Annotated in this window: 24 protein-coding genes; 15 read left to right on the top strand and 9 right to left on the bottom strand. The window is 69.6% G+C overall.

What is annotated here, in order from left to right; genetic code table 11:
* The first annotated feature begins 14 nt into the window (after window positions 1-14).
* The 7 genes from cheD to LZ009_RS13650 all read left to right on the top strand — a co-directional run bounded on the left by cheD (window position 15) and on the right by LZ009_RS13650 (window position 8,575).
* Window positions 15-623 carry a chemoreceptor glutamine deamidase CheD gene (gene cheD / locus LZ009_RS13680; protein WP_275698503.1) on the top strand — a complete coding sequence of 203 codons (609 nt, stop codon included), beginning with the start codon at window positions 15-17 and terminating at the stop codon, window positions 621-623.
* On the top strand, window positions 620-1,666 hold the full coding sequence (locus LZ009_RS13675; RefSeq protein WP_275698502.1) for a protein-glutamate methylesterase/protein-glutamine glutaminase: 1,047 nt from the start codon (window positions 620-622) through the stop codon (window positions 1,664-1,666). The genes cheD and LZ009_RS13675 overlap by 4 nt, the downstream gene beginning before the upstream one ends.
* 61 nt (window positions 1,667-1,727) lie before the next feature.
* Complete coding sequence (locus tag LZ009_RS13670; protein ID WP_275698501.1) at window positions 1,728-4,112, top strand: DNA internalization-related competence protein ComEC/Rec2; 2,385 nt, start codon at window positions 1,728-1,730, stop codon at window positions 4,110-4,112.
* 114 nt (window positions 4,113-4,226) lie between these two features.
* Window positions 4,227-5,654, top strand: coding sequence for a circularly permuted type 2 ATP-grasp protein (locus LZ009_RS13665; protein ID WP_430300385.1), 1,428 nt, complete (start codon window positions 4,227-4,229; stop codon window positions 5,652-5,654).
* 1 nt (window position 5,655) lies between these two features.
* Entirely contained in the window at window positions 5,656-6,612 is a 957-nt protein-coding gene (locus tag LZ009_RS13660) for an alpha-E domain-containing protein (RefSeq protein WP_275698499.1), read from the top strand.
* Window positions 6,609-8,186, top strand: coding sequence for a tetratricopeptide repeat protein (locus LZ009_RS13655; RefSeq protein WP_275698498.1), 1,578 nt, complete (start codon window positions 6,609-6,611; stop codon window positions 8,184-8,186). The genes LZ009_RS13660 and LZ009_RS13655 overlap by 4 nt, the downstream gene beginning before the upstream one ends.
* Complete coding sequence (locus LZ009_RS13650; RefSeq protein WP_275698497.1) at window positions 8,150-8,575, top strand: VOC family protein; 426 nt, start codon at window positions 8,150-8,152, stop codon at window positions 8,573-8,575. Before LZ009_RS13655 ends, LZ009_RS13650 begins: the two co-directional genes overlap by 37 nt.
* A 4-nt stretch (window positions 8,576-8,579) precedes the next feature.
* Here LZ009_RS13650 and LZ009_RS13645 read toward each other — a convergent pair whose 3' ends face one another.
* The 5 genes from LZ009_RS13645 to LZ009_RS13625 are packed head-to-tail and all read right to left on the bottom strand — an operon-like array spanning window position 8,580 to window position 14,210.
* Window positions 8,580-9,197, bottom strand: coding sequence for an HD domain-containing protein (locus tag LZ009_RS13645; RefSeq protein WP_275698496.1), 618 nt, complete (start codon window positions 9,195-9,197; stop codon window positions 8,580-8,582).
* Window positions 9,194-10,297: a lytic murein transglycosylase B gene (mltB, locus tag LZ009_RS13640; protein ID WP_275698495.1), complete on the bottom strand. Its 1,104-nt coding sequence runs from the start codon at window positions 10,295-10,297 to the stop codon at window positions 9,194-9,196. Before mltB ends, LZ009_RS13645 begins: the two co-directional genes overlap by 4 nt.
* A gap of 4 nt (window positions 10,298-10,301) precedes the next feature.
* Window positions 10,302-12,311, bottom strand: a complete 2,010-nt coding sequence (locus tag LZ009_RS13635; RefSeq protein WP_275698494.1) for a transglutaminase TgpA family protein — start codon at window positions 12,309-12,311, stop codon at window positions 10,302-10,304.
* Complete coding sequence (locus tag LZ009_RS13630; protein ID WP_275698493.1) at window positions 12,305-13,282, bottom strand: DUF58 domain-containing protein; 978 nt, start codon at window positions 13,280-13,282, stop codon at window positions 12,305-12,307. Before LZ009_RS13630 ends, LZ009_RS13635 begins: the two co-directional genes overlap by 7 nt.
* A gap of 7 nt (window positions 13,283-13,289) precedes the next feature.
* Complete coding sequence (locus tag LZ009_RS13625; protein ID WP_275698492.1) at window positions 13,290-14,210, bottom strand: AAA family ATPase; 921 nt, start codon at window positions 14,208-14,210, stop codon at window positions 13,290-13,292.
* Window positions 14,211-14,254: 44 nt separating this feature from the next.
* Between LZ009_RS13625 and LZ009_RS13620 the strand changes: the two genes are divergently transcribed.
* Genes LZ009_RS13620 through LZ009_RS13610 form a run of 3 tightly spaced genes read left to right on the top strand, consistent with a single transcriptional unit; the run spans window position 14,255 to window position 17,300 of the window.
* Entirely contained in the window at window positions 14,255-15,211 is a 957-nt protein-coding gene (locus LZ009_RS13620) for a histone deacetylase family protein (protein WP_275698491.1), read from the top strand.
* 2 nt (window positions 15,212-15,213) lie between these two features.
* A complete protein-coding gene (locus LZ009_RS13615; RefSeq protein WP_275698490.1) occupies window positions 15,214-15,987 on the top strand; it encodes an enoyl-CoA hydratase in 774 nt (257 codons plus the stop codon).
* Between the two features lie 8 nt (window positions 15,988-15,995).
* The gene (locus LZ009_RS13610) at window positions 15,996-17,300 is read left to right on the top strand and encodes a mechanosensitive ion channel family protein (protein ID WP_275698489.1); all 1,305 of its coding nucleotides are present in this window, start codon (window positions 15,996-15,998) and stop codon (window positions 17,298-17,300) included.
* On the opposite strand, the gene LZ009_RS13605 is transcribed toward LZ009_RS13610, so the two are convergent.
* The 3 genes from LZ009_RS13605 to LZ009_RS13595 all read right to left on the bottom strand — a co-directional run bounded on the left by LZ009_RS13605 (window position 17,269) and on the right by LZ009_RS13595 (window position 20,145).
* The gene (locus LZ009_RS13605; RefSeq protein WP_275698488.1) at window positions 17,269-18,561 is read right to left on the bottom strand and encodes a TRAP transporter large permease; all 1,293 of its coding nucleotides are present in this window, start codon (window positions 18,559-18,561) and stop codon (window positions 17,269-17,271) included. The two genes, LZ009_RS13610 and LZ009_RS13605, sit on opposite strands and share 32 nt — an antisense overlap.
* Window positions 18,558-19,043 carry a TRAP transporter small permease gene (locus LZ009_RS13600; protein ID WP_275698487.1) on the bottom strand — a complete coding sequence of 162 codons (486 nt, stop codon included), beginning with the start codon at window positions 19,041-19,043 and terminating at the stop codon, window positions 18,558-18,560. The genes LZ009_RS13605 and LZ009_RS13600 overlap by 4 nt, the downstream gene beginning before the upstream one ends.
* A gap of 85 nt (window positions 19,044-19,128) precedes the next feature.
* The gene (locus tag LZ009_RS13595; protein WP_275698486.1) at window positions 19,129-20,145 is read right to left on the bottom strand and encodes a TRAP transporter substrate-binding protein; all 1,017 of its coding nucleotides are present in this window, start codon (window positions 20,143-20,145) and stop codon (window positions 19,129-19,131) included.
* Between the two features lie 231 nt (window positions 20,146-20,376).
* Here LZ009_RS13595 and LZ009_RS13590 point away from each other — a divergent pair, with 231 nt between their 5' ends.
* The 5 genes from LZ009_RS13590 (at window position 20,377) to LZ009_RS13570 (ending at window position 26,169) form a co-directional block, all read left to right on the top strand.
* A complete protein-coding gene (locus LZ009_RS13590) occupies window positions 20,377-21,126 on the top strand; it encodes an electron transfer flavoprotein subunit beta/FixA family protein (protein ID WP_275698485.1) in 750 nt (249 codons plus the stop codon).
* A gap of 1 nt (window position 21,127) precedes the next feature.
* Window positions 21,128-22,060 (top strand): electron transfer flavoprotein subunit alpha/FixB family protein, encoded by a 933-nt coding sequence (locus LZ009_RS13585; RefSeq protein ID WP_275698484.1) that lies wholly within the window; start codon window positions 21,128-21,130, stop codon window positions 22,058-22,060.
* A 99-nt stretch (window positions 22,061-22,159) separates the two neighbouring features.
* Window positions 22,160-23,950: an acyl-CoA dehydrogenase gene (locus LZ009_RS13580; RefSeq protein WP_275698483.1), complete on the top strand. Its 1,791-nt coding sequence runs from the start codon at window positions 22,160-22,162 to the stop codon at window positions 23,948-23,950.
* An 84-nt stretch (window positions 23,951-24,034) separates the two neighbouring features.
* A complete protein-coding gene (locus LZ009_RS13575; RefSeq protein ID WP_275698482.1) occupies window positions 24,035-25,006 on the top strand; it encodes an NAD(P)H-dependent flavin oxidoreductase in 972 nt (323 codons plus the stop codon).
* 38 nt (window positions 25,007-25,044) lie between these two features.
* Window positions 25,045-26,169, top strand: a complete 1,125-nt coding sequence (locus LZ009_RS13570; protein WP_275698481.1) for a PA0069 family radical SAM protein — start codon at window positions 25,045-25,047, stop codon at window positions 26,167-26,169.
* Between the two features lie 3 nt (window positions 26,170-26,172).
* On the opposite strand, the gene LZ009_RS13565 is transcribed toward LZ009_RS13570, so the two are convergent.
* Window positions 26,173-26,718, bottom strand: coding sequence for a hypothetical protein (locus LZ009_RS13565; RefSeq protein ID WP_275698480.1), 546 nt, complete (start codon window positions 26,716-26,718; stop codon window positions 26,173-26,175).
* Window positions 26,719-26,838 lie beyond the last annotated feature (120 nt).

The following is a 26,838-nucleotide window of genomic DNA, read 5'->3' as shown; positions in this document are numbered from 1 at the left end:
GGCGCGAGCAGCAGTTGAGCGAAGCTTCCACCCCCGTGCGCTACTTCGACCGAGAGTTCCAGGTGGACGCGGTCAAGATCCTGCCCGGCCAGTACCACGCCGCCACCGGCCCCGGGACCATCACCACGGTGCTCGGCTCCTGCGTCTCCACCTGCCTGTGGGACCCGGTGGCCCGCATCGGCGGCATGAACCACTTCATGCTGCCCGGCGACAGTGCCGCGGCCAACGCGACCTGGAGGGCGTCCGCGCGCTTCGGCGTCTACGCGATGGAGGTGCTGATCAACGAGATGACGCACCTGGGCGCCGACCGCCGCCGGCTGGTGGCCAAGGTCTTCGGCGGCGCCCGCGTGCTGGCCGGTTTCGACAAGCTGGACGTGGGCGCCAAGAACGCCGAGTTCGTGCTGGAGTTCCTGAAGGTCGAAGGCATCCCGGTGGCGGCCCAGGACCTGCTGGACGTGTGCCCGCGCAAGGTGCATTTCTTCCCGGCCACCGGCAAGGTGCAGATGAAGCGCCTGCAGGTCGCGCCGAGCGACACGGTGCTGCAGAAGCGCGAGCGCGAGTACCTGTCCGAGCTCAACGTCAAGTCCGGCGGCGGCGACATCGAAATCTTCGCGCCCCGATGATCCGCGTCCTCGTCATCGACGATTCCGCCGTCATGCGCGCCTTCCTGTCGCGCGTGGTGGCGTCCCAGCCGGACATGGAGCTGGTCGGCGCCTCGCCCGACCCGCTGCTGGCCATCGACCGCATCCGCAAGCAGCCGCCCGACGTGATCACGCTCGACGTCGAGATGCCGCGCATGAACGGCCTCGATTTCCTGCGCAACCTCATGTCCATGCGGCCGCTGCCGGTGATCATGATCTCGTCGCTCACGCGCCAGGGCGCCGAGACGACCATGCGCGCGCTGGAACTGGGCGCGGTGGACTTCTTCCCCAAGCCGGCGAGCTTCGACCAGCTGGAAAGCGGCGCCCAGGAAATCGCCGACAAGATCCGCGCCGCGTCCGGCGCGCGCGTGGTGCGCCATCGCCGCGCGCCCGCGCCTCCCAGCGGCTTCGCGCCGCTGCCCCTGGTGCAACGCACCTTGACCGGCCCGGCCGCGCAGCACCGCGTGATCGGCATCGGCGCTTCCACCGGCGGCGTCGAGGCCTTGCGCGACGTGCTGACGGGCCTGCCGGCGACCATGCCGCCGATCCTGATCGCGCAGCACATGCCCACCGGCTTCACCGAGACCTTCGCCCGCCGGCTCGACGCGCTGTGCGAGATGGACGTCAAGCAGGCCGAGGACAGCGAGGTCGTGCGCAATGGCGTGGCCTACATCGCGCCCGGCGGCCGCCACCTGGTGCTGATGCGCCGCGGCATGGGCTACCAGCTGCGGGTGACGGACGATCCGCCGGTGAACCGGCACCGGCCTTCGGTGGACACGCTGTTCCGCTCGATCGCCCGCGCCGCCGGCGCGCAGGCCATCGGCGTGATGCTGACCGGCATGGGCGCCGACGGCGCCGATGCGATGGTGGAATTGCGCCGCACCGGTGCGCGCACCATCGCCCAGGACGAGGCCACCAGCGTGGTCTTCGGCATGCCGCGCCAGGCCATCGCGCTCGGCGGCGCGCAGGAAGTGCTGGGCCTGCCCGACATTGCCGGGCGGCTGGAAGCGCTGGCCGCGGCCTGACGCCCTCCATCTGGAGGAGGAGCCCGGTCCCCGGACCGCGGCTTCCGGGCGTTGAACCCGGGTGAAGCCGGCGTCCTCCCTTGCTCCCGCGCTGCTGGGCCTGGTGCTCGGGCCGGCCCTCCAGTTGCAGCAGCCGCGGTTGTGGTCGCTGCCTTCCTACCAGGCATGCCTCGTCCTGGGCCTGCTCGCTGGCGTGCTAGCCGGGCGCGCGCGGGGAGTGGCGCGCGCCGTCCTGCTGCTGCTTGCCCTGGCCGCCGTGGGCGCGGGCGCCACCGGCTGGCGCGCCCATGCCTACCTGGCCGACGCGCTGGATCCGGCGCTCGAAGGCCGTGACCTGGTGCTGACCGGCATCGTGGCCGCCATGCCGCACCGGGGCGAGGCAGGGCTGCGTTTCCGTTTCGACGTGGAGTCCGCGCGTGCCGGCGACAGCCCGGTCGTGCTGCCGCCGCAGGTGCTGCTTGGCTGGTACGGCAACGAAGGCGGCACCGGCCTGCCGGCAGACCTGAAGCCGGGCGAGCGCTGGCAGCTGGCGGCGCGGCTGAAGGCGCCGCACGGCCAGGTCAACCCGCATGGCTTCGACTACGAGCTGTGGCTGTGGGAGCAGGGCCTGCAGGCCACCGGCTACGTGCGCGCCGGCCCGCGCGATCCGCGGCCGCAGCGCATTGCGGCGACCTGGCGCAAGCCGGTGGAGCAGCTGCGCCACGCGGTGCGCGAAGCGCTCTATGCGCGCGTCGCGGACCCGCGGCTGGCCGGCGTGCTGGCGGCGCTGGTGGTCGGCGACCAAGGCGCGATCGAGCGCGCCGACTGGGACGTGTTCCGCGCCACCGGCGTCGCCCACCTCATGAGCATCTCGGGCCTGCACGTGACGATGTTTGCCTGGGCGGCGGCCTGGCTGATTGGCGCGCTGTGGCGCCGCAGCACCGCGCTCTGCCTGGCCTGGCCGGCGCAACACGCGGCGCTGCTGGGCGGGCTGGTGCTGGCCACGGCCTATGCGGTGTTCAGCGGCTGGGGCGTGCCTTCCCAGCGCACGATCTGGATGCTGGCCTGCGTGGCCTTGCTGCGGCTGGGCGCGCGGGACTGGCCCTGGCCCGTGGTCTGGCTGCTGGCGTGTGCGACGGTGGTGACGGTCGATCCCTGGGCGTTGACGCAGCCCGGCTTCTGGCTCAGTTTCGTGGCGGTGGGCGTGCTGTTCGCCACCGACAGCGGCGTGCGCGCCCAGCCGGTGCAGCCCTCGACGCGGCACCGCCTGCTGGCGGCGCTGCAGGCCATGGCGCGCGAGCAATGGGTGGTGACGCTCGCCCTCACGCCGCTGTCGCTGCTGCTGTTCGGGCAGGTGTCGCTGGTCGGGCTGCTGGCCAACCTCGGTGCGATTCCCTGGGTGACGCTGGTGGTCACGCCCCTGGGGCTGGCGGGCGTGGTCCTGCCCTGGCTCTGGACGCCCGCCGCGTGGGCGGTCGAGGCGCTGGCCACGGTGCTGCAATGGCTGGCCGCCTGGCCGCTGGCGACCTGGTCGGCGCCGGCCGCGCCGCTGTGGGCCGGTGCAGCCGGCGTGCTGGGCGGCATGCTGCTGGTGATGCCGCTGCCGGTGACGGCGCGCGCGCTCGGCCTGCCGCTGCTGCTGCCGGTGCTGCTCTGGCAGGCGCCGCGGCCACCGCCCGGCGAGTTCGAGCTGCTGGCCGCCGACGTCGGCCAGGGCAATGCCGTGGTGGTGCGCACCGCCGGCCACACCCTGGTCTACGACGCCGGCCCAGGCTACAGCCGCGAGACGGACGCCGGGCAGCGCGTGCTGGTGCCGCTGTTGCGAGCCTGGGACGAGCGCGTGGCCTTGCTGGTCCTGAGCCACCGCGACCTCGATCACACCGGCGGCGCCGCGGCCGTGCTGCGCATGCAGCCCGGCGCGGCGCTCCTCAGCTCCCTGGAAGACAGCCACCCCTTGCAGGCGCTGCGCCGCGCGACCCGCTGCGCCGCCGGCCAGTCGTGGACCTGGGACGGCGTGCAGTTCGAGATGCTGCATCCCCAGCCCGCGGACTACGAGCTGGCGCAGCGCCCCAACGCGATGAGCTGCGTGCTGCGCATGGCCAGTGCCGGCGCCAGCGTGCTGCTGGCCGGCGACATCGAAAAGCCGCAGGAGGCCGCGCTGCTGGAAGCGCCGGGCCGGCTGAAGGCCGACGTGCTGCTCGTTCCGCACCACGGCAGCCGCACCTCGTCGAGCGAGGCCTTCCTGGACGCGGTCGCCCCGCGCGCCGCCCTCGTGCAGGCGGGCTACCGCAATCGCTTCGGCCATCCGGCCGCCGACGTCGTCGCGCGCTACCGCGGCCGCGACATCGCCCTGGTCGTCTCCGCGGCCTGCGGCGCGGCCCGCTGGAGCTCGCAGCAGGCCGGCATGGTGCAGTGCGAGCGCGAGCGCGATCCGAAGTACTGGCGCCACCTCGCAAAACCACCCTGACGGCGGCCTGGAACTTGCTATCCTGTGCGCTGGAGAAATGCACCGATGCACAAATTCGACGAGATGTTTGCCGAGATGCCTGGCATCGGGCCCTTCCAGTTTCAGTCGCAGTCCATGGGTGGGATGTCGCAGGCGCAGGCGCAGGGCGTGCGCGACCACTACCGCACCTACGCCCAGTGGCTGGGCCGCCAGCCGCAGGAGATGATGCGGTCGCGGCGCGAGGAAGCGGAAATGATCTTCCGCCGCGTCGGCATCACGTTTGCGGTCTACGGCGCCAAGGACGAGGACGGCGCCGGCACGGAAAGGCTGATCCCGTTCGACCTGATTCCCCGCATCATCCCCGCCGCCGAATGGCGCCTCATGGAAAAGGGGCTGGTGCAGCGCGTCACTGCGCTCAACCGCTTCATCCACGACGTCTACCACGAGCAGGAAATCATCAAGGCCGGCGTCATGCCGGAGCAGCAGATCAAGGGCAACGCCCAGTTCCGCGCCGAGATGATGGGCGTGAACGTCCCCAACAACATCTACTCGCACATCGCCGGCATCGACATCGTGCGCGCCCCCAATGCGCAGGGCGAGGGCGAGTACTACGTGCTGGAGGACAACCTGCGCGTGCCCAGCGGCGTGAGCTACATGCTGGAAGACCGCAAGATGATGATGCGGCTCTTCCCCGAGCTGTTCAGCAGCTACCAGGTGGCGCCGGTCATGCACTACCCCGACCTGCTGCTGGAGACGTTGCGCGCCTCGGCGCCGTCGACCACCGACGATCCGACGGTGGTGGTGCTCACGCCCGGCATGTACAACAGCGCCTACTTCGAGCACGCCTTCCTCGCCCAGCAGATGGGCGTGGAGCTGGTCGAGGGCCAGGACCTGTTCGTGAAGGACAGCTTCGTCTACATGCGCACGACGCGCGGCCCCAAGCGGGTCGACGTGATCTACCGCCGCGTCGACGACGACTTCCTCGACCCGTCGGTGTTCCGCCCCACCTCCACGCTCGGCACCGCCGGCCTCCTGAACGCCTACCGCGCCGGCAACGTTGCCCTGTGCAACGCCATCGGCACCGGCGTGGCGGACGACAAGTCGATCTACCCCTACGTGCCCAAGATGATCGAGTTCTACCTGGGGGAGAAGCCGATCCTGTCGAACGTGCCCACCTACATGTGCCGCGACCCGAAGGAGCTGAGCTACGTGCTGGCCAACCTGAAGGACCTGGTGGTCAAGGAGGTGCACGGCGCCGGCGGCTACGGCATGCTGGTGGGCCCGGCCGCGAGCCAGGCCGAGATCGAGGAGTTCCGCCGCGCCCTGCAGGCCAAGCCCGAGGGCTACATCGCCCAGCCCACGCTGTCGCTCTCCAGCTGCCCGACCTTCGTCGAGAAGGGCATCGCGCCGCGCCACATCGACCTGCGCCCCTTCGTGCTTTCGGGCAAGGAGGTGCAGATGGTGCCGGGCGGCCTGACGCGCGTCGCGCTCAAGGAAGGTTCGCTGGTCGTCAATTCGTCCCAGGGTGGCGGCACCAAGGACACCTGGATCCTGGAAGTCTGACATGCTGTCCCGCACCGCCGACCACCTGTTCTGGATGGCCCGCTACACCGAGCGTGCCGAGAACACCGCCCGCATGCTCGACGTCAACTACCAGACCTCGCTGCTGCCTCAATCGGCGGCCGTGTCGAAGGTCGGCTGGCAGGGCATGCTGTCCATCAGCGAGCTGATGCCCCTGTACAGCAAGAAGCACGGCGGCGAGGTCGACCCGCAGCGCGTGATGCAGTTCATGGTGCGCGACGAGAGCAATCCCTCGTCGATCGTCTCCTGCCTGCGCGCCGCGCGCGAGAACGCGCGGGCCGTGCGCGGCTCGCTCACCACCGAGGCCTGGGAAACGCAGAACCAGACCTGGCTGGAGATCAACCGCATGCTGGCGGGCGGCGAGTTCGAGCGCGACCCCGGCCAGTTCTTCGAATGGGTCAAGTTCCGCTCGCACCTGTCGCGCGGCGTGACCGTCGGCACCATGCTGATGGACGAGGCGCTGCACTTCATGCGCCTGGGCACCTTCCTCGAGCGCGCCGACAACACGGCGCGGCTGGTCGACGTGAAGTTCCACGCGGTGCAGAGCGACTTCTTCGGCGCCGCCAGCGAGAAGGACCAGGAGTACGACTTCTACCACTGGAGCGCCATCCTGCGCTCGGTGTCCGGCTTCGAGATCTACCGCAAGGTCTACCGCGACGTGATCCGGCCGGAACGCGTGGCCGACCTGCTGATCCTGCGGCCGGACATGCCGCGCTCGCTGCATGCGAGCATGAACGAAGTGGTGGCCAACCTGGCGATGGTGGCCAACGACCAGTCGGCCGAAACGCAGCGCCACGCGGGCAAGATCCGGGCGGAACTGCAGTACGGCCATATCGAGGAAATCCTCGCCAACGGCCTGCACGCCTTCCTGACGCAGTTCCTGGACCGGGTCAACGACCTGGGCGCGCGCATCAGCCGTGACTTCCTGATCCCGGCATGACGCCGGCGCAGGGCGCCAGTCTCCTTGCCGCGGGCCGCAACCACGAGGCGGTGGCTGCCTACCTGGGCGCCGTGCAGGCCGAGCCCGGCTCGCTGGCCGCCCGCCTGGGCCTCGCGCGTGCGCACGCGGCCACCGGCGACCTCGCGAGCGCCGCGGCCTGGCTGAGCGACGCCATGCGCCTCGCGCCTTCCGCGGCCGAGCCCGTGCAGGCCCTCGCCGACGTCCTGCTGGCGCAGAAGCAGTACGCGCAGGCCGACCGCCTCTACATGCAACTGGTGCAGGGCCTGGGCCCGCGCAGCGCGGCCAACCTGCTGCACGCCGGTTTTTGCCGCGAGCAACTGGGCGACGTCGATTCGGCCGCGGTGCTGTACCGCGCCGCGCTGGAGAAGGAGCCGGCGCTGCTCGAGGCACACGTGGATCTCGCCGGCGTGCTGTGGCGGCTGGAGGACTTCGAAGGCGCGCTGGCGCATGCGCGGCGCGCCGTCGAGATCGCGCCCAGGCATCCTTATGCGCTGCGCATCCTCGGCACGGCCTTGCTGAACCTGAACCGGCTGGCTGAGGCCGAAGCGCAACTGCGCCTGTCGCTGGAAGTCCTGCCCGGCTTCCTGCTGGCGGAGCTGGACCTGGCGTTCACGCTGCTGCTGGCCGGCCGCCTGGGTGAAGGCTGGCGGCGCTACGAGACGCGCTGGCACGACAGCGCGCGCCTGCAGCGTCCGGGCTTCTGGCGCGCCGACTCGGAATGGCCCGGGCCTTCGGCTTCGCTCGCAGGCAAGGCGATCGCGGTCTATGCGGAGCAGGGGCTCGGCGACGTGATCCAGTTCCTGCGCTACGTGCCGCGGCTGCAGGAGCTGGGCGCCACGGTGCGCTGCGTGGTGCAGCCGGAGCTGGTGCCGCTGGTGGAGTCCAGCTTCCCCGGCGTCGAATGCCTGGTGCCGGGCCGCAACCTGAACGTGCACACGCACGCCGCCCTGCTGGACCTGCCGGGCCGCTTTGGCACGACGCTCGAGACGATTCCGGCGCCCGCGTCCTACCTGCGGCCGCCCGAGCCCGTGCGCACGCGCTGGCAGTCGCGCATGGCGGCCTGGTCCGGCACGCTGAAGGTCGGCATCGCGTGGTCCGGGTCGCTGCACCAGGTGAACAACCGCAACCGGGCCGTCCCGCTCGGGCTGCTCGCGCCGCTGTGGCGGCAGCCGGGCGTCCAGTGCTTCAGCCTGCAGAAGGCCGATGCCGGCCCGTGGACCGACGTGCGGCCGGATCGCGAGGAACTGCCCGACCTGACCGGTGACTGGAACGACTTCACCGACAGCGCCGCCATGATCGAGCAGCTGGACCTGGTGGTCACCGTCGACACGGCGATCGCCCATCTCGCCGGCGCGCTCGGCAAGCCGGTGTGGGTGCTGCTGCCGCCCAACCCCGACTGGCGCTGGCTGCTCGAACGCGAGGATTCGCCCTGGTATCCGAGTGCGCGCCTGTTCCGGCGCAGCGCGGGGGAAGGGCGCGAGCAGCAGGTCGGCAGGCTGCTGGAGGCCTTCGGTGCATGGCGCCACGCGCGCGCCGGCGGGGTGCCGGCGTGATCGCGCTGGACCACACCATCGTTCCATCGCACAGCGCGGTGGAGTCGGCGCGCGTCCTGGCCGAACTGCTGGACGTGCCCTGGTCGCCGGCGGCGCCGCTCGGGCCTTTTTCGCCGGTCTACGTCAATGCCGGCCTCACGCTGGACTTCATCCAGACCGACGAGCCCTTCGAGGTCTACCACTTCTGCTTCCGCGTGAGCGAAGCGGAGTTCGATGCGATCCTGGCACGCCTGCAGGCGGCGGGGATCGCCTACCGCTCGGAGGTGCGCGGAGGCGGCGAAGGACGCATCAACACCGATTACGGCGGGCGGATGGTCTACTGGAACGTGCCGGACGGGCACCAGTGGGAGATGCTGACCGTGAGTTACGCGCGGCAGCCGGCCGGCTGAGACGTCAGGCGGCGAGCGAGGCCGCCAGGTTCGCGCGCGCCCGGGCTTCCAGCGCAGCGTGGAAGGGTTCGGTGCGGTAGATGCGTTCACGCTGCAGGAAGCCGCGCAGCACGTTCGCACGGCCGGTGCGGAATGCGTCGTCGGGGACGTGCGCATACTCCAAGCGGATTTGCCGTTCGTATTCGGCGAAGCGGCCCGGCGCCGCGGCCAGGATCGCCAGGTCGATGTCCAGCAGCAAGGCCGCATCAACGTCGTCGCCGGCCACCGTGTGGGTCCTGGTCGCCAGCACCAGGTCCGCGACACGCTGCGCGACTTCCGGCGCGCACCCGGCCGCCAGCACGCTCGCGCGCGCCCACTCGGCACTGCGCTCCTCGTTGTCCCGGCGCTGCGGGTCGTACTCGGCGTCGTGGAACCACAGGGCCAGTTCCACCTCCGCCGGCCGCCGCGCCAGCATGGATGCGGCTTCGTACTGCGCCAGGCATTCGCGCAGGTGCTGCAGCGTGTGGTAGTGGCGATGCGGCTCGCTGTAGGCGGCCAGCAGCTGGTTCATGAGCCCGCCGTTGGCGACGGTGGCGCCCAGTTCGCCCCACAGGCGCTGCCAGGATGCGAGGGTGAGGTTCACGAGGCTTTCCGCTCCGCGCCGGCCAGCGCCTCTTTCACCTCGCGTCCCAGCTCGATCACCGCCATCGCGTAGTAGCTGGACCAGTTGTAGCGGGTGATCACGTAGAAGTTTTCGGTGCCGGCCACGTAGGTCGGCGTCTCGCCGCCGTTCTGCAGTTCGATCAGCGCCAGCGGCCCCTTGTGTTCCAGCGCCGGCCCTTCGAGGATCGCCCCCTTGGCCTGGAAGCTGGCGACGGTGAAGGTCGGCAGGATGTCGGGCGCGAGCAGGGCGTCGAGGTCCAGCTTGGACGCATCGAAGCGCACCGGGTAGTGGGTGGGCATGCCGGTCTTCCAGCCGTAGCCCTTGAAGTAGTTGGCCACCGAGCCGATCACGTCGTCGGCGCTGTTGGTGAGGTCGATCACCTTGTCGCCGTCGTAGTCCACGCCCCAGCGCGCCAGGCTGCTGGGCATGAACTGCGGCATGCCCAGCGCGCCGGCGTAGCTGCCGCGCGGCTTCAGCGGGTTGCTGCGGTTGGCATGGTGCCAGGCGATGAACTGCTCCAGTTCGCCCCGGAAATAGGCGGTGCGCTCCGCCGCGCGCGGGTGGCTGTCCGGAAAGTCGAAGGCCAGGGTGGCCAGCGCGTCGAGCACGCGGAAACTTCCCATCTGCTGGCCGTAGATCGTCTCGACGCCGACGATGCCCACGATGATTTCCGCCGGCACGCCGAATTCCTGTTCGGCGCGCTCCAGCGTGCGCCGGTTCGCCTGCCAGAAGCGCACGCCCGCATTGATGCGGATCGGGTCGATGAAGCGGCTGCGATACACGCCCCAGTTCTTCGGCTGGCCGGTAGGAGCCGGCTGCATCAGGCGCGAGACGACCGGCAGCTTGCGCGCCTGCGCCACCACCTTGCGTGCCCAGTCGCCTTCGAAGCCGCGCTTGGCCGCGATCTCCTCGGCAAACGCCATCGCTTCCGCGCTGTCCGCATAAGGCGTGCCGGCCTGCTCCGGCGGAGCCTTCTGCTTGCGCGGCTGCGCCTTGGCGACGACGACGGCATCGGTCGGCTGCGCGACCGCCGGGACGGCGAGGGCGCAGGCAAGGAGCAGGAACAGGAATCGGTGCATCGGTTCAGTGGGGCCAGGGCAATTGGTGGAACTCGCGCCGCAGCGCTTGCAGGGTGGCGGCCGGCGCGCGCGCGTACCGCTGCGCTTCCAGCTTCAGGAGCCAATCCGCCAATCCTCGCGCATCCGGGCCGAAACGTGTCGTGACAAGATTCGCGATCTGGCGCGGCGGCGCGGTCGCACTCACCTCCAGGCCGGCGCCGTGCAGCTTCTTGCGCGCCCGCGCCAGCAGGCGCAGCCACGGGTCGTGCTGCATGCGGTCCCACCAGTTCCAGGCGGCGCCGCCCAGGGCCAGCGTGACGATGATCCCGAGCAGCAGGTAGCTCAGGTCTTCCCAGCTCGGCGACTCGAAGCCCAGCTCCTTCAGCAGGTTCAGCTGGCGGCTCTGCGTGTAGTTCAGCACCCACTGGTTCCAGCTGTTGTTCATGGCTTCCCAGGCCGCGCGCAGCGAAGCCGCGAGGTTGGGCGTGACCGTGTCCATCGCCGTCGCCAGCGCGCCGCGGGCAGGGACCAGCCGCCGGAACGTGCCGGTGCGTCCGGGCGCGACCGCCGACGTCGGGTCCACGCGCACCCAGCCGCGGCCCTCGAACCAGACCTCGGTCCAGGCGTGCGCATCGCTCTGGCGCACCACCCAGTAGCCGTCGACGCTGTTCACCTGCCCGCCCTGGTAGCCCGTGACGATGCGCGAAGGGATGCCCATCGCGCGCAGCAGCACGACGAAGGAAGAGGCGATGTGTTCGCAGAAGCCCTCCTTGCGGTCGAACCAGAATTCGTCGGCCGTGTGCTGGCCGTAGATCCCCGGCTCGAGCGTGTAGGTGTAGCCGCCGGTGCGCAGGCGCTGCATCGCGGCGCGCACCAGTGTCGCGGGTTCCGCGCCCGGGTGTTCGCGCTGCAGCGTGGCCGCCAGTTCCAGCGTGCGCGGATTGAAGCCCGGGGGCAACTGGCTGTACTCTGGCAGGACGGCGCCGCGCTGGAGCGGCCCGTGGCGGAAGTCGACATAGCTGCGCGCGCGGTAGCGCAGCAGGTCCACCACCGGGCGCGAAGAGATCCACTGCAGCTCGCTGGTCATCGCCGTTTCCAGGCCCGGGCCCTGCGGCGACTCGGGGGCTGCGTCCAGCGTGAGCAGCCAGGGGCGGTTGTTCGGCTCCAGCGTCACTTCGTAGTTCACGGGCGCGCCGCTCACCGCCAGCCGGGGATTCTCCAGCCGCGGCGGCGGGAAGCGCGCGTTCAGCCGCGGCAGCAGGGGCCGCCATTCGCGCCCGTCGAAATCGACGAACACCGGCCCGCGGAAATACAGGAACTCCTGCGCCGGCGGGTTGCCCTCCCAGCGGACGCGGAAGGCGATGCTGTCGTCCAGCGCCAGCTGCGCGACGTTGCCCACCTCCATCTGCGACGACAGGCCGCTGCGGCCCGTCATCGCGTCGCCGGGAATCCCCCACAGCGGCGCGAAGCGCGGAAACAGCACGAACAGCACGGCCATCACGGGTGCGCCCAGCAGTGCCATCCAGCCGGCGGTGCGTGCCGCCTCCAGCAGCGGCGGCCGGCCGACCGGCAGGTGCGCGTTGACCAGCGCGGTGAGCAGTCCCAGCAACGCCAGCAGCATGGCGAGCGCCACCGGCAGCGATTGCGAGAAGAAGAAGTTGGTGAGCATCGTGAAGAAGCTCAGGAAGAAGATCACGAAGGCGTCGCGGCGCGCGCGCAGTTCCAGCGTCTTCAATGCCAGCAGCACCACGATCAGCGTGACGCCGGCGTCGCGTCCCAGCAGCGTGCGGTGCGTGAGCCAGGTGGCGAGCAACGTCAGGGCCAGCAGGCCGCCCACCCACCACTTGCCGGGCAGCGGCTTCGCCTGCACGGCCAGGGTGCCGCGCCACAGCAGCACGCCGCCGGCCAGCAGCGAGCACCACCAGGGCAGGTGCGGGATGTGCGGCACCAGCACCCACGCGATCACCACCAGCAGGAACAGCGTGTCGCGCGCATCGCGCGGCAGGGCGGCCAGGCGGCTGCGCAAGGTCAGCATAGGGCCAGGGCTTCCAGGCAGCGGCGCTTGTGCGCCTCGCCGGCGCCGGGCTTCACTTCCTGGCCCGGCAGGCGAAGGCCGTAGTCCTGCCCCAGCTTGTCGGCTTGCAGGATCCAGGCCGTCAGGCGCGAAAGCTTCGCTTCCCGGTCCAGGTGGCCGGCCCCCGCGAAATCCAGCCACAGCTCGTAGCGCTGCGCCTGCATGGTGTCGCGGCTCACGAGCTCGTCGGACTTGGCGGCCTTCTTCCACACCACCAGCTTGAGCGGGTCGCCGCGGCGGTAGGCTCGCACGCCCTCGAACTCGCCGCTGTTCTGCGCCCGCGCGACCGCGGCACCGCCCGAGCGCGGCTCGCCGGGGGGCAGCGGGGGCGGATGCAGTTCCGGCGCGGGATAGACCAGCACCTGCGCCGCCGGCCGCCACACGGTCCAGACGCGGAAGGTGCCGAGCGGAAAGCGCGTTTCCGCGGTCAGCGGCGGCACGCGGTGCAAGCCGCGCTGGGCCGGCTGGAAGGCGACCTGCACGGTGCAACTGCCTTGCGCCGGCACGTCGGTCCAGGTCCAGTGGTCCTCGTGGGTGGCGTCGAGCACCGCCAGGCCGATGCTGTGGCGGACCTGCTTGCGGTCGTTGCTCAGGACCACGGACAGCGTGGCGCTGGCGCCCGCGAACTGCGGCGCCGGCGGCTGCAGGATGAGGGTCAGCCCGCGCAGGGTCGCGTGGCAGACGTGCATGCCGACCACCGCGCTGCCGGCCAGCAGGAAGGTGAGCAGGTAGCCCAGGTTCAGCTGGTAGTTGATCGAGCCGATCAGCAGCACCAGCAGCGTGAGGCCCAGCATGAAGCCGGGGCGGGTCGGCAGGATGTAGACGTTGCGCTGGGTGAGCGTGTAGGTGTCGACCAGGGGCAGGCGGGCCTGCCACCACGCGCGGAACTTGCCGCGGGCGAAGGCGAAGGGGTTGAGCGCGGCGGTGTTCACGCGATCCTCAAGGCAGCGCCACGTCCTCCAGCATCGCCCGCACCTGCTCGATCGGCCCGCGGCCGGCGTCGCCGACCGGGACCAGCCGGTGGGCCACCGTCTGCGGGAAGATCGACTGCACGTCGTCGGGGGCCACGTAGTCGCGGCCGGAGAGCAGCGCCTGGGCCTTGGCGGCGCGGATCACCGCGATGCCGGCGCGCGGGCTCAGGCCCTGCAGGAACCAGCGGCCGCTGCGCGTGGCCGCCACGAGGTCCTGCACGTAATCGAGCAGCGGCTCCGCGGCGTGGATGGCCATCACCTGCTGCTGCAGCACCTGCAGCTCCGTCGGGGACAGCGTGTTGCCCAGGTGCTCCACCATGTCGCGGCGATCGGCGCCGGTGAAGAGGGCGCGCTCGGCGGCGCGGTCCGGGTAGCCGAGCGAGATGCGCATCAGGAAGCGGTCCAGCTGCGACTCCGGCAGGGCGAAGGTTCCGAGCTGGTCGTGCGGGTTCTGGGTGGCGATCACGAAGAAAGGCGATGGCAGGGCGCGCGTCTCGCCTTCCACCGTTACCTGGTGCTCCTCCATCGCTTCTAGCAAGGCGCTCTGCGTCTTGGGGCTGGCGCGGTTGATCTCGTCGGCCAGCAGCACCTGCGCGAACACCGGGCCCGGATGGAAGATGAAGGTTTCCTTGCCGCGGTCGTAGATGGACACGCCCGACAGGTCGCTGGGCATGAGGTCCGCCGTGAACTGCACGCGCGAGAAGTGCAGGCCGAAGGCGCGCGCCAGCGCATGCGCCAGGGTGGTCTTGCCCACGCCCGGCACGTCCTCGATCAGGAGGTGGCCGCCGGCCAACAGGCAGGCCACGCAGTCCCTCACCTGCGCGGGCTTCCCCACGATCACCGTGTTAAGCTGGTCCAGCAGCGTTTTGAGTTTTTGTCGTGCTTCCATACAGGCGCGACGTTATCCGAAATTGGATCAAGCCGAGGTGAGCGGTGAACAAAACCGGGTATTTCAGCCATCCTGATTGCCGCCTTCATGCCATGGGGCGCGGCCACCCCGAATGCCCCGAGCGCCTGGACGCCATCGAAGACCGGCTGCGCGCCAGCGGTGTCGGCGACCTGGTGGAGCGGCGCGAGGCGCCGCTGGCCTCGCCCAGCGACCTCGAACTCGCCCACGACCGCCGGCACGTCGCCGCGATGCGCGGCTTCGCCGACGAGGTCGCCGAGCACATCGAATTCGGCGGCGGCGAGGCGCTGCTGCAGATCGATCCCGACACCGCGATGAACCAGCACACCTGGAACGCCGTGCTGCGCGGCGCCGGCGCCGTGGTAGCGGCCACCGATGCCGTGATCGCGGGCGAGCTGGAGAACGCGTTCTGCGCCGTGCGGCCGCCCGGCCACCACGCCTGCCGCAACCGCGCCATGGGCTTCTGCATCTTCAACAACGTCGCCGTCGCGGCCCGCTACGCGCTGGAGCGCCATGGCCTCAAGCGCGTGGCCATCGTCGACTTCGACGTGCACCACGGCAACGGCACCGAAGACATCCTGGCCGGCGACGAGCGCGTGCTGATGGTGGGCATCTTCCAGAGTCCGTTCTATCCGGGCAGCGGCTATCCGCCCCTGGGCGACAACATGGTCAACGTGCCGGTGCCGGCCTTCACCAAGGGCCCCGCCATCCGCGACATCGTCGAGAAGCAGTGGCTGCCGCGGCTGGAGGAGTTCAAGCCGGAGATGATCTTCATCAGCGCCGGCTTCGACGCGCACCGCGAGGACGACCTTGGCCAGCTCGGGCTGGTGGAAGCCGACTACGCCTGGATCACGCAGCAGATCAAGGACGTGGCCAGGCGCCACGCCAAGGGCCGCATCGTCTCCAGCCTGGAAGGCGGCTACAACCTCGACGCGCTCGGGCGCAGCGTGGAGACGCACCTGCGCGCACTGGCGGACCTGTAGCGATGGACCCCGTGCTGCTCGAACAGCGGGACGCCCGCGGCGTGGTGACGCTCACGCTGAACCGGCCCGCCAGCTTCAACGCCCTCGGCGAGGAAATGCTGGCGGCACTGCAGGCGGCGCTGGACCGCATCGCGGCCGACGAGTCGGTGCGGGTCGTGGTCCTCGCCGCGCAAGGCAAGGCCTTCTGCGCCGGCCATGACCTCAAGCAGATGATCGCGACGCCGCAGCTGCCCTATTACCAGCGCCTCTTCGCGCAGTGCAGCCGCATGATGCTGGCGCTCCAGAAGCTGCCGGTGCCGGTGATCGCGCGCGTGCAGGGCCTGGCCACCGCCGCCGGCTGCCAGCTGGTGGCGCAGTGCGACCTGGCCGTGGCTGCCGAGGAAGCCACTTTCGCGGTCAGCGGCGTCAACTTCGGCCTGTTCTGCTCCACCCCCAGCGTGCCGCTGCTGCGCAACGTGCCGGCCAAGCAGGCGATGGAGATGCTGCTGACGGGCGACTTCATCTCCGCACGCGAGGCCCAGGCCCGCGGGCTCGTCAATCACGCGGTCACCGCGGACCGGCTCGACGCGGAAATCGAAAGGCTGGTTGGCAGCATCCTCGCCAAGCCCCGCGTCGCCATTGCCATGGGCAAGGAGCTGTTCTACCGCCAGCGCGAGATGGGCAGCGAAGCCGCCTACCAGCTCGCCGGCCAGACCATGGCGGCCAACATGATGGACAGCTGCGCCCAGGAGGGCGTGACCGCATTCACGCAGAAGAGAAAGCCCACTTGGAAATAAACGGAGACATGCCCGGGAGGGGCCTGAGCGAATTCGACCGGCTGGTCCTGGACCTCGACCAGGGGCCGACCGCGGTCGACCTCGGCACGCTGCTGGCTTGCCTGGCCGTGGCCGGCGGCGTCTGCTGGCTGGCGGGCCGCAAGCGTCCGGCCGATTCGGTGTGGTTCGGCCGCGCCATCGTCGATGGCGTCCTGTTCCCGCTGCTGGCCCTGGCGCTGACCTACGTTGCGCGGCTGGTGCTGGGCCAGTTTCACCACGTGCCGCTGATGCGGCTGGCGGTCGCGGTGCTACTGTCGCTGGCGGCCATCCGGTTGCTGGCGCGCGTGTTCACCGTCGTGTTCCCGGCCTCGCGCGCGGCGCGGCTGGTGGAGCGCATCTTCTCCTGGCTGGCCTGGTTCGTCGCGGCGCTGTGGATCCTCGGCCTGCTGCCGGCGGCGCGCGAGGAGATGGAAGCCATCCGCTTCAACTTCGGCGCCAACAGCAGCATCAGCCTGCTGAACATCGTGCAGGGCGTGCTGTCCTCGGGGTTGGTGCTGGTGCTCGCCCTGTGGATCTCGGCCACGCTGGAGCGCAAGGTGCTGCGCGACAACATCAGCGACCTGTCGCTGCGCAAGGCCGCGGCCAATGCGACCCGCGCGGTGCTGCTGGTGGTGGGCCTGCTGGTGGCGCTGTCCGCGGTGGGGGTCGACCTCACGGCGCTGTCGGTGCTGGGCGGCGCGGTCGGCGTGGGCCTGGGCTTCGGCCTGCAGAAGCTGGCCGCCAACTACGTGAGCGGCTTCGTGATCCTGTCGGAGCGCAGCCTGCGCATCGGCGACACGGTGCGGGTCGACGGCTTCGAAGGCGTGGTCGCGGACATCAAGACCCGCTACACGCTGATCCGCGCGGCCAACGGCCGGGCGTCCATCGTCCCGAACGAGAAGCTGATCTCGGAGCGGGTCGAGAACCTGTCGCTGACCGACCCGCGCCTGCTGCTGGTCACCGACATCGCCGTGGGTTACGACAGCGACCCGGTGCAGGTGGCCAGGCTGATGGAAGACGCTGCGCTGCGCACCCAGCGCGTGCTGGCCGATCCGGCGCCGGCCGCCAGGCTGGCGAAGTTCGGCGCCGACGGGCTGGAGTTCCAGCTGCTGTACTGGATCGACGACCCGCAGAACGGCCAGCTGAACGTGCGCTCCGACGTCAACGTGCGCGTGCTGCAGGCGTTGCGCGACGCCGGCATCGACATTCCCTTCCCGCAGCGGGTGGTGCACCTGCGGCGCTCCGCGCCGCCGCCGTCGCCGACTATCGCATTAGGGACGGAAGAAAGAGACTGAGCTGCGGAAAGGCGATCAGCACGCCCAGCATGATCACCATGATGAAGACGAAGGGCCAGCAGCCGCGGAAGATCTGGCCGAGACCCACGCCCGGCAGCAGGGCGTTCAGCACGAACAGGTTCATGCCCACCGGCGGCGAGATCAGGCCGATCTGCACGATCATGACGATCAGCACGCCGAACCAGATCGGGTCGAAGCCGAGCGAGGTCACGATGGGGAAGAATAGCGGGATGGTGAGCAGCACCATCGTGAGCTCCTCCATCACCGTTCCCAGCACCACGTAGATCGCCATCATCGCCACGATGATCATCACCGGCGACAGGCCCAGGTGCGTGATCCAGTCCTTCAGGTCGCCCGGCAGGGTGGTGAAGTTGACGAAGTTGGCGAACAGCGTCGCCGCGATCAGCAGCGTGAACAGCATGGCCGTGGTGCGGGCCGATTCGACCAGCACCTCGAGCAGGCTGGCCCAGGTGAGGCGGCGGCGCAGCAGCGCGAACAAGAAGGCACCGGCCGCGCCGAAGCCCGCGCCTTCGGTGGCCGTGAAGAAGCCGCCGTAGATGCCGCCCAGCACCACCAGCACCAGCACCAGCACGCCCCAGATGCCGCGCAGCGCGCGCCAGCGCTCCGGCCAGGTGAACTTGCGGCCCGGCGGCGCATGTTCGGGATCGCGCGAGGTGACGACCACGATGCCCGCCATCAGCGCCAGCGCGGTCAGCAGGCCGGGGATCACGCCGGCGGCGAACAGCTTGCCGATGTGGGTCTCGGTCACGATGCCGTAGATCACCATGATGGTGGAGGGCGGGATCATGATGCCCAGCGTGCCGCCCGCGGCCATGACGCCGGTGGACAGCGAGTCGCTGTAGCCCAGCTTGCGCATCGAGGGATACGCCACCTTGCTCATGGTCGCGGCGGTGGCGATGGAGGAGCCGCAGATGGCGCCGAAGCCCGCGCAGGCTGCGACCGTGGCGTGCGCGAGGCCGCCGCGCACGTGGCCGATGAAGGCATAGGCGGCCTCGAACAGTTCGTGCGCCAGGCCGGCGCGCGCCACGAAATTGCCCATCAGGATGAACAGCGGGATCACCGACAGCGTGTAGGCGAAGCCGGTTTCGTAGACCACCTGCGAGGCGCTGGCCAGGGCCGGATCCCAGCCGCGGGTGAGGCCGATGCCGGCGAAGCCCACCACGCCCATGGCGAAGGCGAGCGGCACGCGCATCAGCGCGAGCACGAAGATGAGGGCGAATCCGATGAGGGCCGCGGTCACAGGGCGGCTCCTTCGCCTTCGAGGCGTTCCGGCGGCGGCTCGCGCAGCAGCGCCAGGTGCACGAGGCCGGTGACCCCGCACAGCACCGCCATGCCGTAGATGAAGGGCGCCTTCGCCAGGTGCAGCTGCGCGGTGGTCTCGCCATTGACGGCGAACTGCGTGCCGGTGCGCCACATCAGCCAGGCGAGTCCCAGCAGCAGCGCGCCGCAGAACAGGTGCACCAGGACCGCCTGGGCCCGGCGCACCCAGTGCGGCAGGAAGGGATCGAGCGAGTCGAATTCCACGTGCTCGCCGCGGCGCGACACCAGCGGCAGCGCGCCGAAGATCACCACCACCATCAGCAGCTCCGTGAGTTCGAGCGAGCCGGGAATGGAGTTGGAGGCGAACTTGCGCCCCAGCACGTCGAAGAAGGTGAGCGCCATGATGGCGAACAGCGCGATGCCCGAGAGCAGCCCGCACAGGAGGTCCAGGATCTTGTTCAATTCAGTCGTCCGTCAGGGCAGCCCGCGCCCACGATGAAAAGCGGCTTCCCGGCGCCGGGAAGCCGCTCGCGCGCCGCATGGCGCCTTACTTCGAAGCCTTGGCGATCTCGGAGCGGAACTCGGCCAGCACCTTGTCGGCATTGGGCAGGCCCTTGGCTTCGGCATCCTTGACCCACTTGGCTTCCAGCGCCGAAGTCTTGGCCTTGACGTCGGCCACGAACTTGGCGTCGGCCTTGGTGACCTGCACGTTGTTGGCCTGCATGAGCGCGAAGGCGCGGCGGTCGACCTTGTCCCAGTTGCGGCCCATGATGCGGGCGGCGACTTCGCCGGAGGCGGCGTCCACGGCCTTCTTCTCGTCGGGCGAGAGCTTGTCGTACTTGGCCGGGTTCATCATGAAGACGAAGCTCGTGTTGTACAGGCCGCCCGGGAAGGTGGTGGCGTACTTGATGATCTTGTCGATCTTGAAGGACTCGGTCGACTCCGCCGGGAACAGCGTGCCGTCCATCACGCCGCCGGAGAGCAGCTCGTAGGAATCGGGTGCGGGCTTGAGCGTGACGTTCATGCCCAGGGTCTTGGAGATCTCGTTGACCATGCCGCCGCCCACGCGCCACTTCAGGCCCGTCAGGTCTTCCACCTTGGTCACCGGGTGCTTGGTGTTGAAGACGATGCCGGGGCCGTGCGTGAAGTAGGCCAGCACGTGCACGCCCTGGTGCTCCTTGCCGAACTGCGGGTACTTCATGGCGACCTTGTTGAAGGCCACCGACAGCGGCTCGGCGCTGTCGCCCAGGAAGGGGAACTCCGCCATCTGGGTCAGCACGAAGCGGCCCGGCGTGTAGCCGTGCACGGTGAAGGAGACGTCGGCCAGGCCGTTCTTGACGGCGTCGAAGGTGCCGGGCGGGTTGGCCACGGCGCGCGGCAGCAGGTTGCACTTGATCTTGTTGCCGCTGTTCTTCGCCACCAGGTCGCACCATTCGGACTGGGCGATGGTCAGGGAGTGCGTGGGCGGAACCCAGCTGGACAGGGTGAGCACGGTCTGCGCGCCCGCGCTGCCGGCGGTGCACAACGCGGCGGCGGCCGCCAGGGAAAGCAGGGATCTTTTCATCCAACGAACTCCGTTTTGTGAGTGCGAGCAACTGTAAGCGCGGGGGCCGCGCGCACTGGTCCTGACTTACCCGAGGGCCTATAATGCGAAAAAAGCACGATCGTTCTTTTTTGGCGTGACGCCCCTTCTTCGCAGGGGACGCCGAGAATCGGGGTGCGGGCCCCGCATAGAATTCCAGTTTACGTAAACGTCAATTCCTCAATTCCCAACTCTCTCTTTGGAGCGCCGAGCATGAAGGTCCTGGTCCCGGTCAAGCGGGTGGTGGACTACAACGTGAAGGTCCGGGTCAAGTCGGACAACACGGGTGTGGACATCGCCAACGTGAAAATGAGCATGAACCCCTTCGACGAGATCGCCGTCGAGGAGGCCGTGCGGCTGAAGGAGAAGGGCGTGGTCACCGAGGTGATCGCCGTGTCCTGCGGCGTGCAGCAGTGCCAGGAAACCCTGCGCACTGCGATGGCCATCGGCGCCGACCGCGCGATCCTGGTGCAGACCGACGAGGAACTGCAGCCGCTGGCGGTGGCCAAGCTGCTGAAGGCGCTGTTCGACAAGGAGCAGCCCGGCCTGGTGATCCTGGGCAAGCAGGCGATCGACGACGACTGCAACCAGACCGGCCAGATGCTCGCGGCGCTGCTGGACCTGCCGCAGGCCACCTTCGCGTCCAAGGTCGAAGTGGCCGACGGCAAGGCCAAGGTCACGCGTGAAGTCGACGGCGGCCTGGAGACGATCTCCATCTCGCTGCCGGCGGTGATCACCACCGACCTGCGCCTGAACGAGCCGCGCTACGTGACGCTGCCCAACATCATGAAGGCGAAGAAGAAGCAGCTGGACACCGTCAAGCCCGAGGACCTGGGCGTGGACGTCAAGCCGCGGCTGAAGACGCTGAAGGTGACCGAGCCCGCCAAGCGCGGCGCCGGTGTCAAGGTGCCGGACGTGGCGACGCTGGTCGCCAAGCTGAAGAACGAAGCGAAGGTGATCTGAGATGGCTTCCCTGGTAATTGCAGAACACGACAACGCGTCCATCAAGGGCGCGACCCTGAACACCGTGACCGCGGCCGCGAAGTGCGGCGGTGACGTCCACGTGCTGGTCGCCGGCGCCAATGCCGGCGAGGCCGCCAAGGCCGCCGCGCAGATCGCCGGCGTCTCCAAGGTGATCCATGCCGACGGCGCGCAGTTCGAGCACTTCCTGGCCGAGAACATTGCCGCGCAGGTGCTGGCGATCGCCAAGGACTACTCGCACATCCTCTTCCCCGCCACCGCCGCCGGCAAGAACGTGGCCCCGCGCGTGGCCGCCAAGCTGGACGTCGCGCAGATCTCGGACATCACCAAGGTCGACAGCCCCGACACCTTCGAGCGCCCGATCTACGCCGGCAACGCCATCGCGATCGTGCAGAGCGCGGACGCGACCAAGGTGATCACGGTGCGCACGACCGGCTTCGACCCGGCGGCCGCCACCGGTGGCAGCGCCTCCGTGGAGACCGCCAGCAGCGTTGCCGACAGCGGCAAGAGCAGCTTCGTCGGCCAGGAAATCGCCAAGAGCGACCGTCCCGAGCTGACCGCCGCCAAGGTGATCGTCTCCGGCGGCCGCGCGCTCGGCTCCAGCGAGAAGTTCCACGAAGTGCTGGAGCCGCTGGCCGACAAGCTGGGCGCCGCCATCGGCGCCTCGCGCGCCGCGGTCGACGCCGGCTACGCGCCCAACGACTTCCAGGTGGGCCAGACCGGCAAGATCGTCGCCCCGCAGCTGTACATCGCCTGCGGCATCTCCGGCGCCATCCAGCACCTGGCCGGCATGAAGGACTCCAAGGTGATCGTCGCGATCAACAAGGACGAGGAAGCGCCGATCTTCAGCGTGGCCGACTACGGCCTGGTGGCCGACCTGTTCACGGCCGTGCCGGAACTGATCGAGAAGCTCTAGGCGCCTGCCAGGCGCGCACCCTCCCCGCCGCGAGGAGGGTGCTTCCCGGGGAGGCCCGCGAAGATCGCGGCTTCCCCCGCATTCCCCCAGGAGAATTCCATGACCTACCGCGCCCCCCTCAAGGACATGCTGTTCGACATCGAGCACCTCGCCCGCATCGAACAGGTCGCCCAGCTGCCCGGCTTCGAGGAGGCCGGCCTCGAAACCGCCCAGGCCGTGCTCGAGGAGTGCGCCAAGCTGAACGAAGGCGTGGTGGCGCCGCTGAACGTCGATGGCGACCGCAATCCTTCGAGCTGGAAGGACGGCCAGGTCACCACCACGCCGGGCTTCAAGGAAGCCTATCGCCAGTACGTCGAAGGCGGCTGGCAGGCGCTGCAGCATCCCGCGGAGTTCGGCGGCCAGGCGCTGCCCAAGACCATCGCGGCGGCCTGCATCGAGATGCTGAATTCGGCGAACCTGAGTTTCGCCCTGTGCCCGCTGCTGACCGATGGCGCCACCGAGGCGCTGCTGACGGCGGGCTCCGACGACCTCAAGGCGATCTACCTGGAAAAGCTGGTGAGCGGCGAGTGGACCGGCACCATGAACCTCACCGAGCCGCAGGCCGGCAGCGACCTCGCGCTGGTGCGCAGCCGCGCCGAGCCGCAGCCGGACGGCACGTACAAGGTGTTCGGCACCAAGATCTTCATCACCTACGGCGAGCACGACATGGCGGAGAACATCGTGCACCTGGTGCTGGCCCGCGTGGCCGGCGCGCCGGAAGGCGTGAAGGGCATCAGCCTGTTCGTGGTGCCCAAGTTCCTGGTGAACAAGGACGGCTCGCTCGGCGCGCGCAACGACGTGCACTGCGTCAGCATCGAGCACAAGCTGGGCATCAAGGCCTCGCCGACCGCGGTGCTGCAATACGGCGATCATGGCGGCGCCATCGGGTATCTTGTCGGCCAGGAGAACCGCGGCCTCGAGTACATGTTCATCATGATGAACGCCGCCCGCTATGCCGTCGGCGTGCAAGGCATCGCGGTCGCCGAGCGCGCCTACCAGAAGGCGGTGGCCTATGCGAACGACCGCGTGCAGTCGCGCCCGGTCGACGGCTCGGTGGCCGGTTCCGCCACGATCATCCATCACCCCGACGTGCGCCGCATGCTCATGACGATGCGCGCGCTCACCGAAGGCTGCCGCGCGATGGCCAGCGTGGCCGCGGCCGCCTACGACGCCGCGCACCACCATCCGGATGCAGGCGTGCGCCAGCAGAACCAGGCCTTCTACGAATTCCTGGTGCCGCTGGTGAAGGGCTACAGCACCGAGATGAGCCTGGAAGTCACTTCCCTGGGCGTGCAGGTGCACGGCGGCATGGGCTTCATCGAGGAGACCGGCGCGGCACAGTACTACCGCGACGCCAAGATCCTCACCATCTACGAAGGCACGACCGCGATCCAGGCCAACGACCTCGTGGGCCGCAAGACGGCGCGCGATGGCGGCCAGGTCGCGCAAGGCATCGCCGCGCAGGTCGAGAAGACCGAAGGCGAACTCGCCAAGCGTGACAGCGTGGCGGCGCGGGCCATGGCCAAGCGCCTCACTGCGGCGCGCAAGGCTTTCCTCGACGTGGTGGCCTTCGTGGCGAAGGAAAGCAAGGGCTCGCCGAACGCCGTGTTCGCCGGCTCCGTGCCTTACCTGATGCTGGCCGGCAACCTGGTGGCGGGCTGGCAGATGGCGCGCGCGCTGCTGGTGGCCGAAGACCTGTTGCAAAAGGGACAGGACACCGCCTTCATGCAGGCGAAGATCGCCACCGCGCGCTTCTACGGCGACCACATCCTTTCCCGCGTGCCGGGCCTGCGCGATGCGATCGTCGAAGGCGCGGACAGCGTGACCGCGCTGCCGCTGGAAGCGTTCTGAGCCCGCAGCCGGGGTTTCCACCCCGGCCTACCGATCCCTTGTAGGCCGGGGTGGCAACCCCGGCTCCCCCGAACCGGAGCCCCGATGTCCCGCCTGCCGCCCGTCCTGCAAAACCTGCCCCTGCCGGTCATCGCCTCGCCGATGTTCATCGTCAGCACGCCCAAGCTGGTGATCGAACAGTGCAAGGCGGGCGTCGTCGGCTCGATGCCCGCGTTGAATGCGCGGCCCGCGTCGCAGCTGGACGAGTGGCTGCACGAGATCAACGAGGCGCTGGCGGCGCACGACAAGGCGCATCCCGAGCGCAAGGCCGCGCCGTACGCGATCAACCAGATCGTGCACAAGAGCAACGACCGCCTCGAGCACGACATGGAAGTCGTCGTGCGCCACAAGGTGCCGGTGGTCATCACCTCGCTCGGCGCGCGCACCGACGTCAACGACGCGATCCATTCCTATGGCGGCGTCGTGCTGCACGACATCATCAACAACATGTTCGCCCGCAAGGCGATCGAGAAGGGCGCCGACGGCCTGATCGCGGTGGCCGCGGGCGCGGGCGGCCATGCCGGCGTGAAGAGCCCCTTCGCCCTGATCCAGGAAATCCGCCAGTGGTTCGACGGCCCGGTGGCGCTCTCGGGCTCCATCGCGACGGGTGGCGCTGTGCTGGCCGCGCAGGCCATGGGCGCGGACTTCGCGTACATCGGCTCGGCCTTCATCGCGACCCACGAAGCCCGCGCCAGCGAAGACTACAAGCGCGCGATCGTGGAGTGCAGCTCCGACGACATCGTCTACTCGAACCTCTTCACCGGCGTGCACGGCAACTACCTCAAGCCGAGCATCGTTGCGGCGGGGCTGGATCCGGACAAGCTGCCGGAAAGCGATCCCAGCAAGATGAGCTTCGGCGGCGACGCCAAGAAGGCCTGGAAGGACATCTGGGGCTGCGGGCAGGGCATCGGCGCGGTCACCGAGATCGCGCACACCGCCGATTTCGTCGCGCGCCTGAAGCGCGAGTACCAGGAAGCGCGCGGGCGGCTCGGCCTGCCCAACCTGGCCACGGCCTAGGCCTTTTCTTTCACCGCCCTTGGTGCGATACTGTATGCATGAACAGTATCGACCGCTCGACCGCGAACACGGTCGACGAAGTGCGCATCCCGCTGCAGGCCCTCAAGGGCCGCGGCGCCGCCACGCGGCTCGCGCACCGCTTCGAGAAGGACCAGCGCGAAGCCTTCGCTGACGGCTGGGAGGCTTCCGGCGAGGAGGAAGGTCCCGCCGGCCCGCCACCCACGCAGGTGATCTGGGAGACGGCGAAAAGCATCATCGCCAGCAACGACTCGCCGGACATCTACTTCGACCGCTCGATCAATCCGTACCGCGGCTGCGAGCACGGCTGCATCTACTGCTACGCCCGGCCTACGCACAGCTACCTGAACCTGTCGCCCGGCCTCGACTTCGAGACCAAGATCATCGCCAAGCGCAACGCGGTGGACCTGCTGCGGCAGGAGATGGGCCGCCGGGGCTACGTGCCGCAGCTGATCGCCATCGGCACCGCCACCGATTGCTACCAGCCGGTGGAGCGCGACCTGCGCCTCACGCGCGGGCTGATCGAGGTGATGCACGAGACCAACCATCCTTTCGCGCTGGTGAGCAAGTCCAGCGGCGTGGAGCGCGACCTCGACCTGATCGCGCCGATGGCCGCGAAAGGCCTGGCCGCCGTCTACGTGACGATCACGACGCTCGATGCCGACCTGGCGCGCAAGCTCGAGCCGCGCGCAGCCGCGCCGCACCGCCGCCTGCGCACGCTGAAGACGCTGGCCGAGCACGGCATTCCCTGCGGCGTGAGCCTGGCGCCGCAGATCCCCTTCCTCAACGACGACATGGAGCAGGTGCTGGAAGCGGCGTGGGACGCGGGCGCGCGCGAGGCCTTCTACCACGTGATCCGGCTGCCCTGGGAGGTGGCGCCGCTGTTCAAGCAGTGGCTGGAGCTGCACTACCCGCAGCGGGCCGCGCGCGTGATGCATCGCATCCAGGAAATGCGCGGCGGCAAGGACTACGACAGCGACTTCGCGACGCGGATGAAGGGCTCGGGAACCTGGGCCACGCTGATCGGGCAGCGCTTCCAGAAGGCGGTGAACCGCATCGGCTTCAACGCCAAGCGGGAGCGGCCGCGCTTTCCGACCGACCTGTTCCGGCCGCCGTCGGTGGCGGGGCAAGGCCACCTGTTCTGAGGATCAGGGGATGAGGAAGGCGCCCGCGCCGAACAGCGCGGCGCCGAAGATCGCGCCGGACACGTTCGCCTGCAGCTGCTCCGGTCCGCGCAGGCGCCGCAGCGGCAGGTTCCAGACCCAGACGATGGGCACGACGGCCAGCACCAGCATCAGCGTCGGCACCTGCCAGCCCATGAAGCTGGGCCAGGGCGGCAGCAGGGTGCGGGGACGCTGCTGCCAAAGCGTTTCGATGGGGAGTCCTTGCACCCAGAGGCCGCAGGCGATCAGCGCCGCGGCGGCGACCATGAGGGTGATGGCCAGGCGGATGGTGCGCCGCCAGCCGAGCAGGCTGAGGATGGCGCCGCTGCCGCCGCCCAGGAGCAGGGCGGTCGCCAGCACGGACCGCAGGGTCTCGGGGGCGGCCGGCAGCCGCCACAGGCCCGCGTTGCAGGCCAGCGCGATCCACAGGCTGGCGAGCGCCACCAGCCAGCCGGGATGCAGCGACTGGCGCTGCTCGCCGGGCATGAGCAGGGTGGAGTAGCCTGTGGTGCGGAACAGCTTCAGGGCCATGCCCGGATTGTGAACGCGACGGCTGGGCTTGGCACTTCCAGTGTTCCGTGCCCGCCACACATGCCGCGGTTCGCCTGCGGGCTCACCACGGCCTACGCAGCCACCGGTTCCCCGCTCCCC

Source organism: Ramlibacter paludis (assembly GCF_022012305.1).
Taxonomy (GTDB): domain Bacteria; phylum Pseudomonadota; class Gammaproteobacteria; order Burkholderiales; family Burkholderiaceae_C; genus Ramlibacter; species Ramlibacter paludis.
The sequence above is the reverse complement of the archived record's forward strand: the minus strand, read 5'-3'. Positions and strand labels throughout refer to the sequence as shown.

Excerpts from the sequence above, each read along its gene's own strand:
- LZ009_RS13655 (WP_275698498.1), top strand. The coding sequence starts at position 6,609 with ATGACGCCGGCGCAGGGCGCCAGTCTCCTTGCCGCGGGCCGCAACCAC.
- LZ009_RS13610 (WP_275698489.1), top strand. The coding sequence starts at position 15,996 with ATGCCCGGGAGGGGCCTGAGCGAATTCGACCGGCTGGTCCTGGACCTC.
- LZ009_RS13660 (WP_275698499.1), top strand. The coding sequence starts at position 5,656 with ATGCTGTCCCGCACCGCCGACCACCTGTTCTGGATGGCCCGCTACACC.
- LZ009_RS13580 (WP_275698483.1), top strand. The coding sequence starts at position 22,160 with ATGACCTACCGCGCCCCCCTCAAGGACATGCTGTTCGACATCGAGCAC.
- LZ009_RS13575 (WP_275698482.1), top strand. The coding sequence starts at position 24,035 with ATGTCCCGCCTGCCGCCCGTCCTGCAAAACCTGCCCCTGCCGGTCATC.
- LZ009_RS13675 (WP_275698502.1), top strand. The coding sequence starts at position 620 with ATGATCCGCGTCCTCGTCATCGACGATTCCGCCGTCATGCGCGCCTTC.
- LZ009_RS13590 (WP_275698485.1), top strand. The coding sequence starts at position 20,377 with ATGAAGGTCCTGGTCCCGGTCAAGCGGGTGGTGGACTACAACGTGAAG.
- LZ009_RS13650 (WP_275698497.1), top strand. The coding sequence starts at position 8,150 with ATGGCGCCACGCGCGCGCCGGCGGGGTGCCGGCGTGATCGCGCTGGAC.
- LZ009_RS13625 (WP_275698492.1), bottom strand. The coding sequence starts at position 14,210 with ATGGAAGCACGACAAAAACTCAAAACGCTGCTGGACCAGCTTAACACG.
- LZ009_RS13570 (WP_275698481.1), top strand. The coding sequence starts at position 25,045 with ATGAACAGTATCGACCGCTCGACCGCGAACACGGTCGACGAAGTGCGC.
- LZ009_RS13615 (WP_275698490.1), top strand. The coding sequence starts at position 15,214 with ATGGACCCCGTGCTGCTCGAACAGCGGGACGCCCGCGGCGTGGTGACG.
- mltB (WP_275698495.1), bottom strand. The coding sequence starts at position 10,297 with ATGCACCGATTCCTGTTCCTGCTCCTTGCCTGCGCCCTCGCCGTCCCG.
- LZ009_RS13565 (WP_275698480.1), bottom strand. The coding sequence starts at position 26,718 with ATGGCCCTGAAGCTGTTCCGCACCACAGGCTACTCCACCCTGCTCATG.
- LZ009_RS13585 (WP_275698484.1), top strand. The coding sequence starts at position 21,128 with ATGGCTTCCCTGGTAATTGCAGAACACGACAACGCGTCCATCAAGGGC.
- LZ009_RS13635 (WP_275698494.1), bottom strand. The coding sequence starts at position 12,311 with ATGCTGACCTTGCGCAGCCGCCTGGCCGCCCTGCCGCGCGATGCGCGC.
- LZ009_RS13665 (WP_430300385.1), top strand. The coding sequence starts at position 4,227 with ATGGGTGGGATGTCGCAGGCGCAGGCGCAGGGCGTGCGCGACCACTAC.
- LZ009_RS13595 (WP_275698486.1), bottom strand. The coding sequence starts at position 20,145 with ATGAAAAGATCCCTGCTTTCCCTGGCGGCCGCCGCCGCGTTGTGCACC.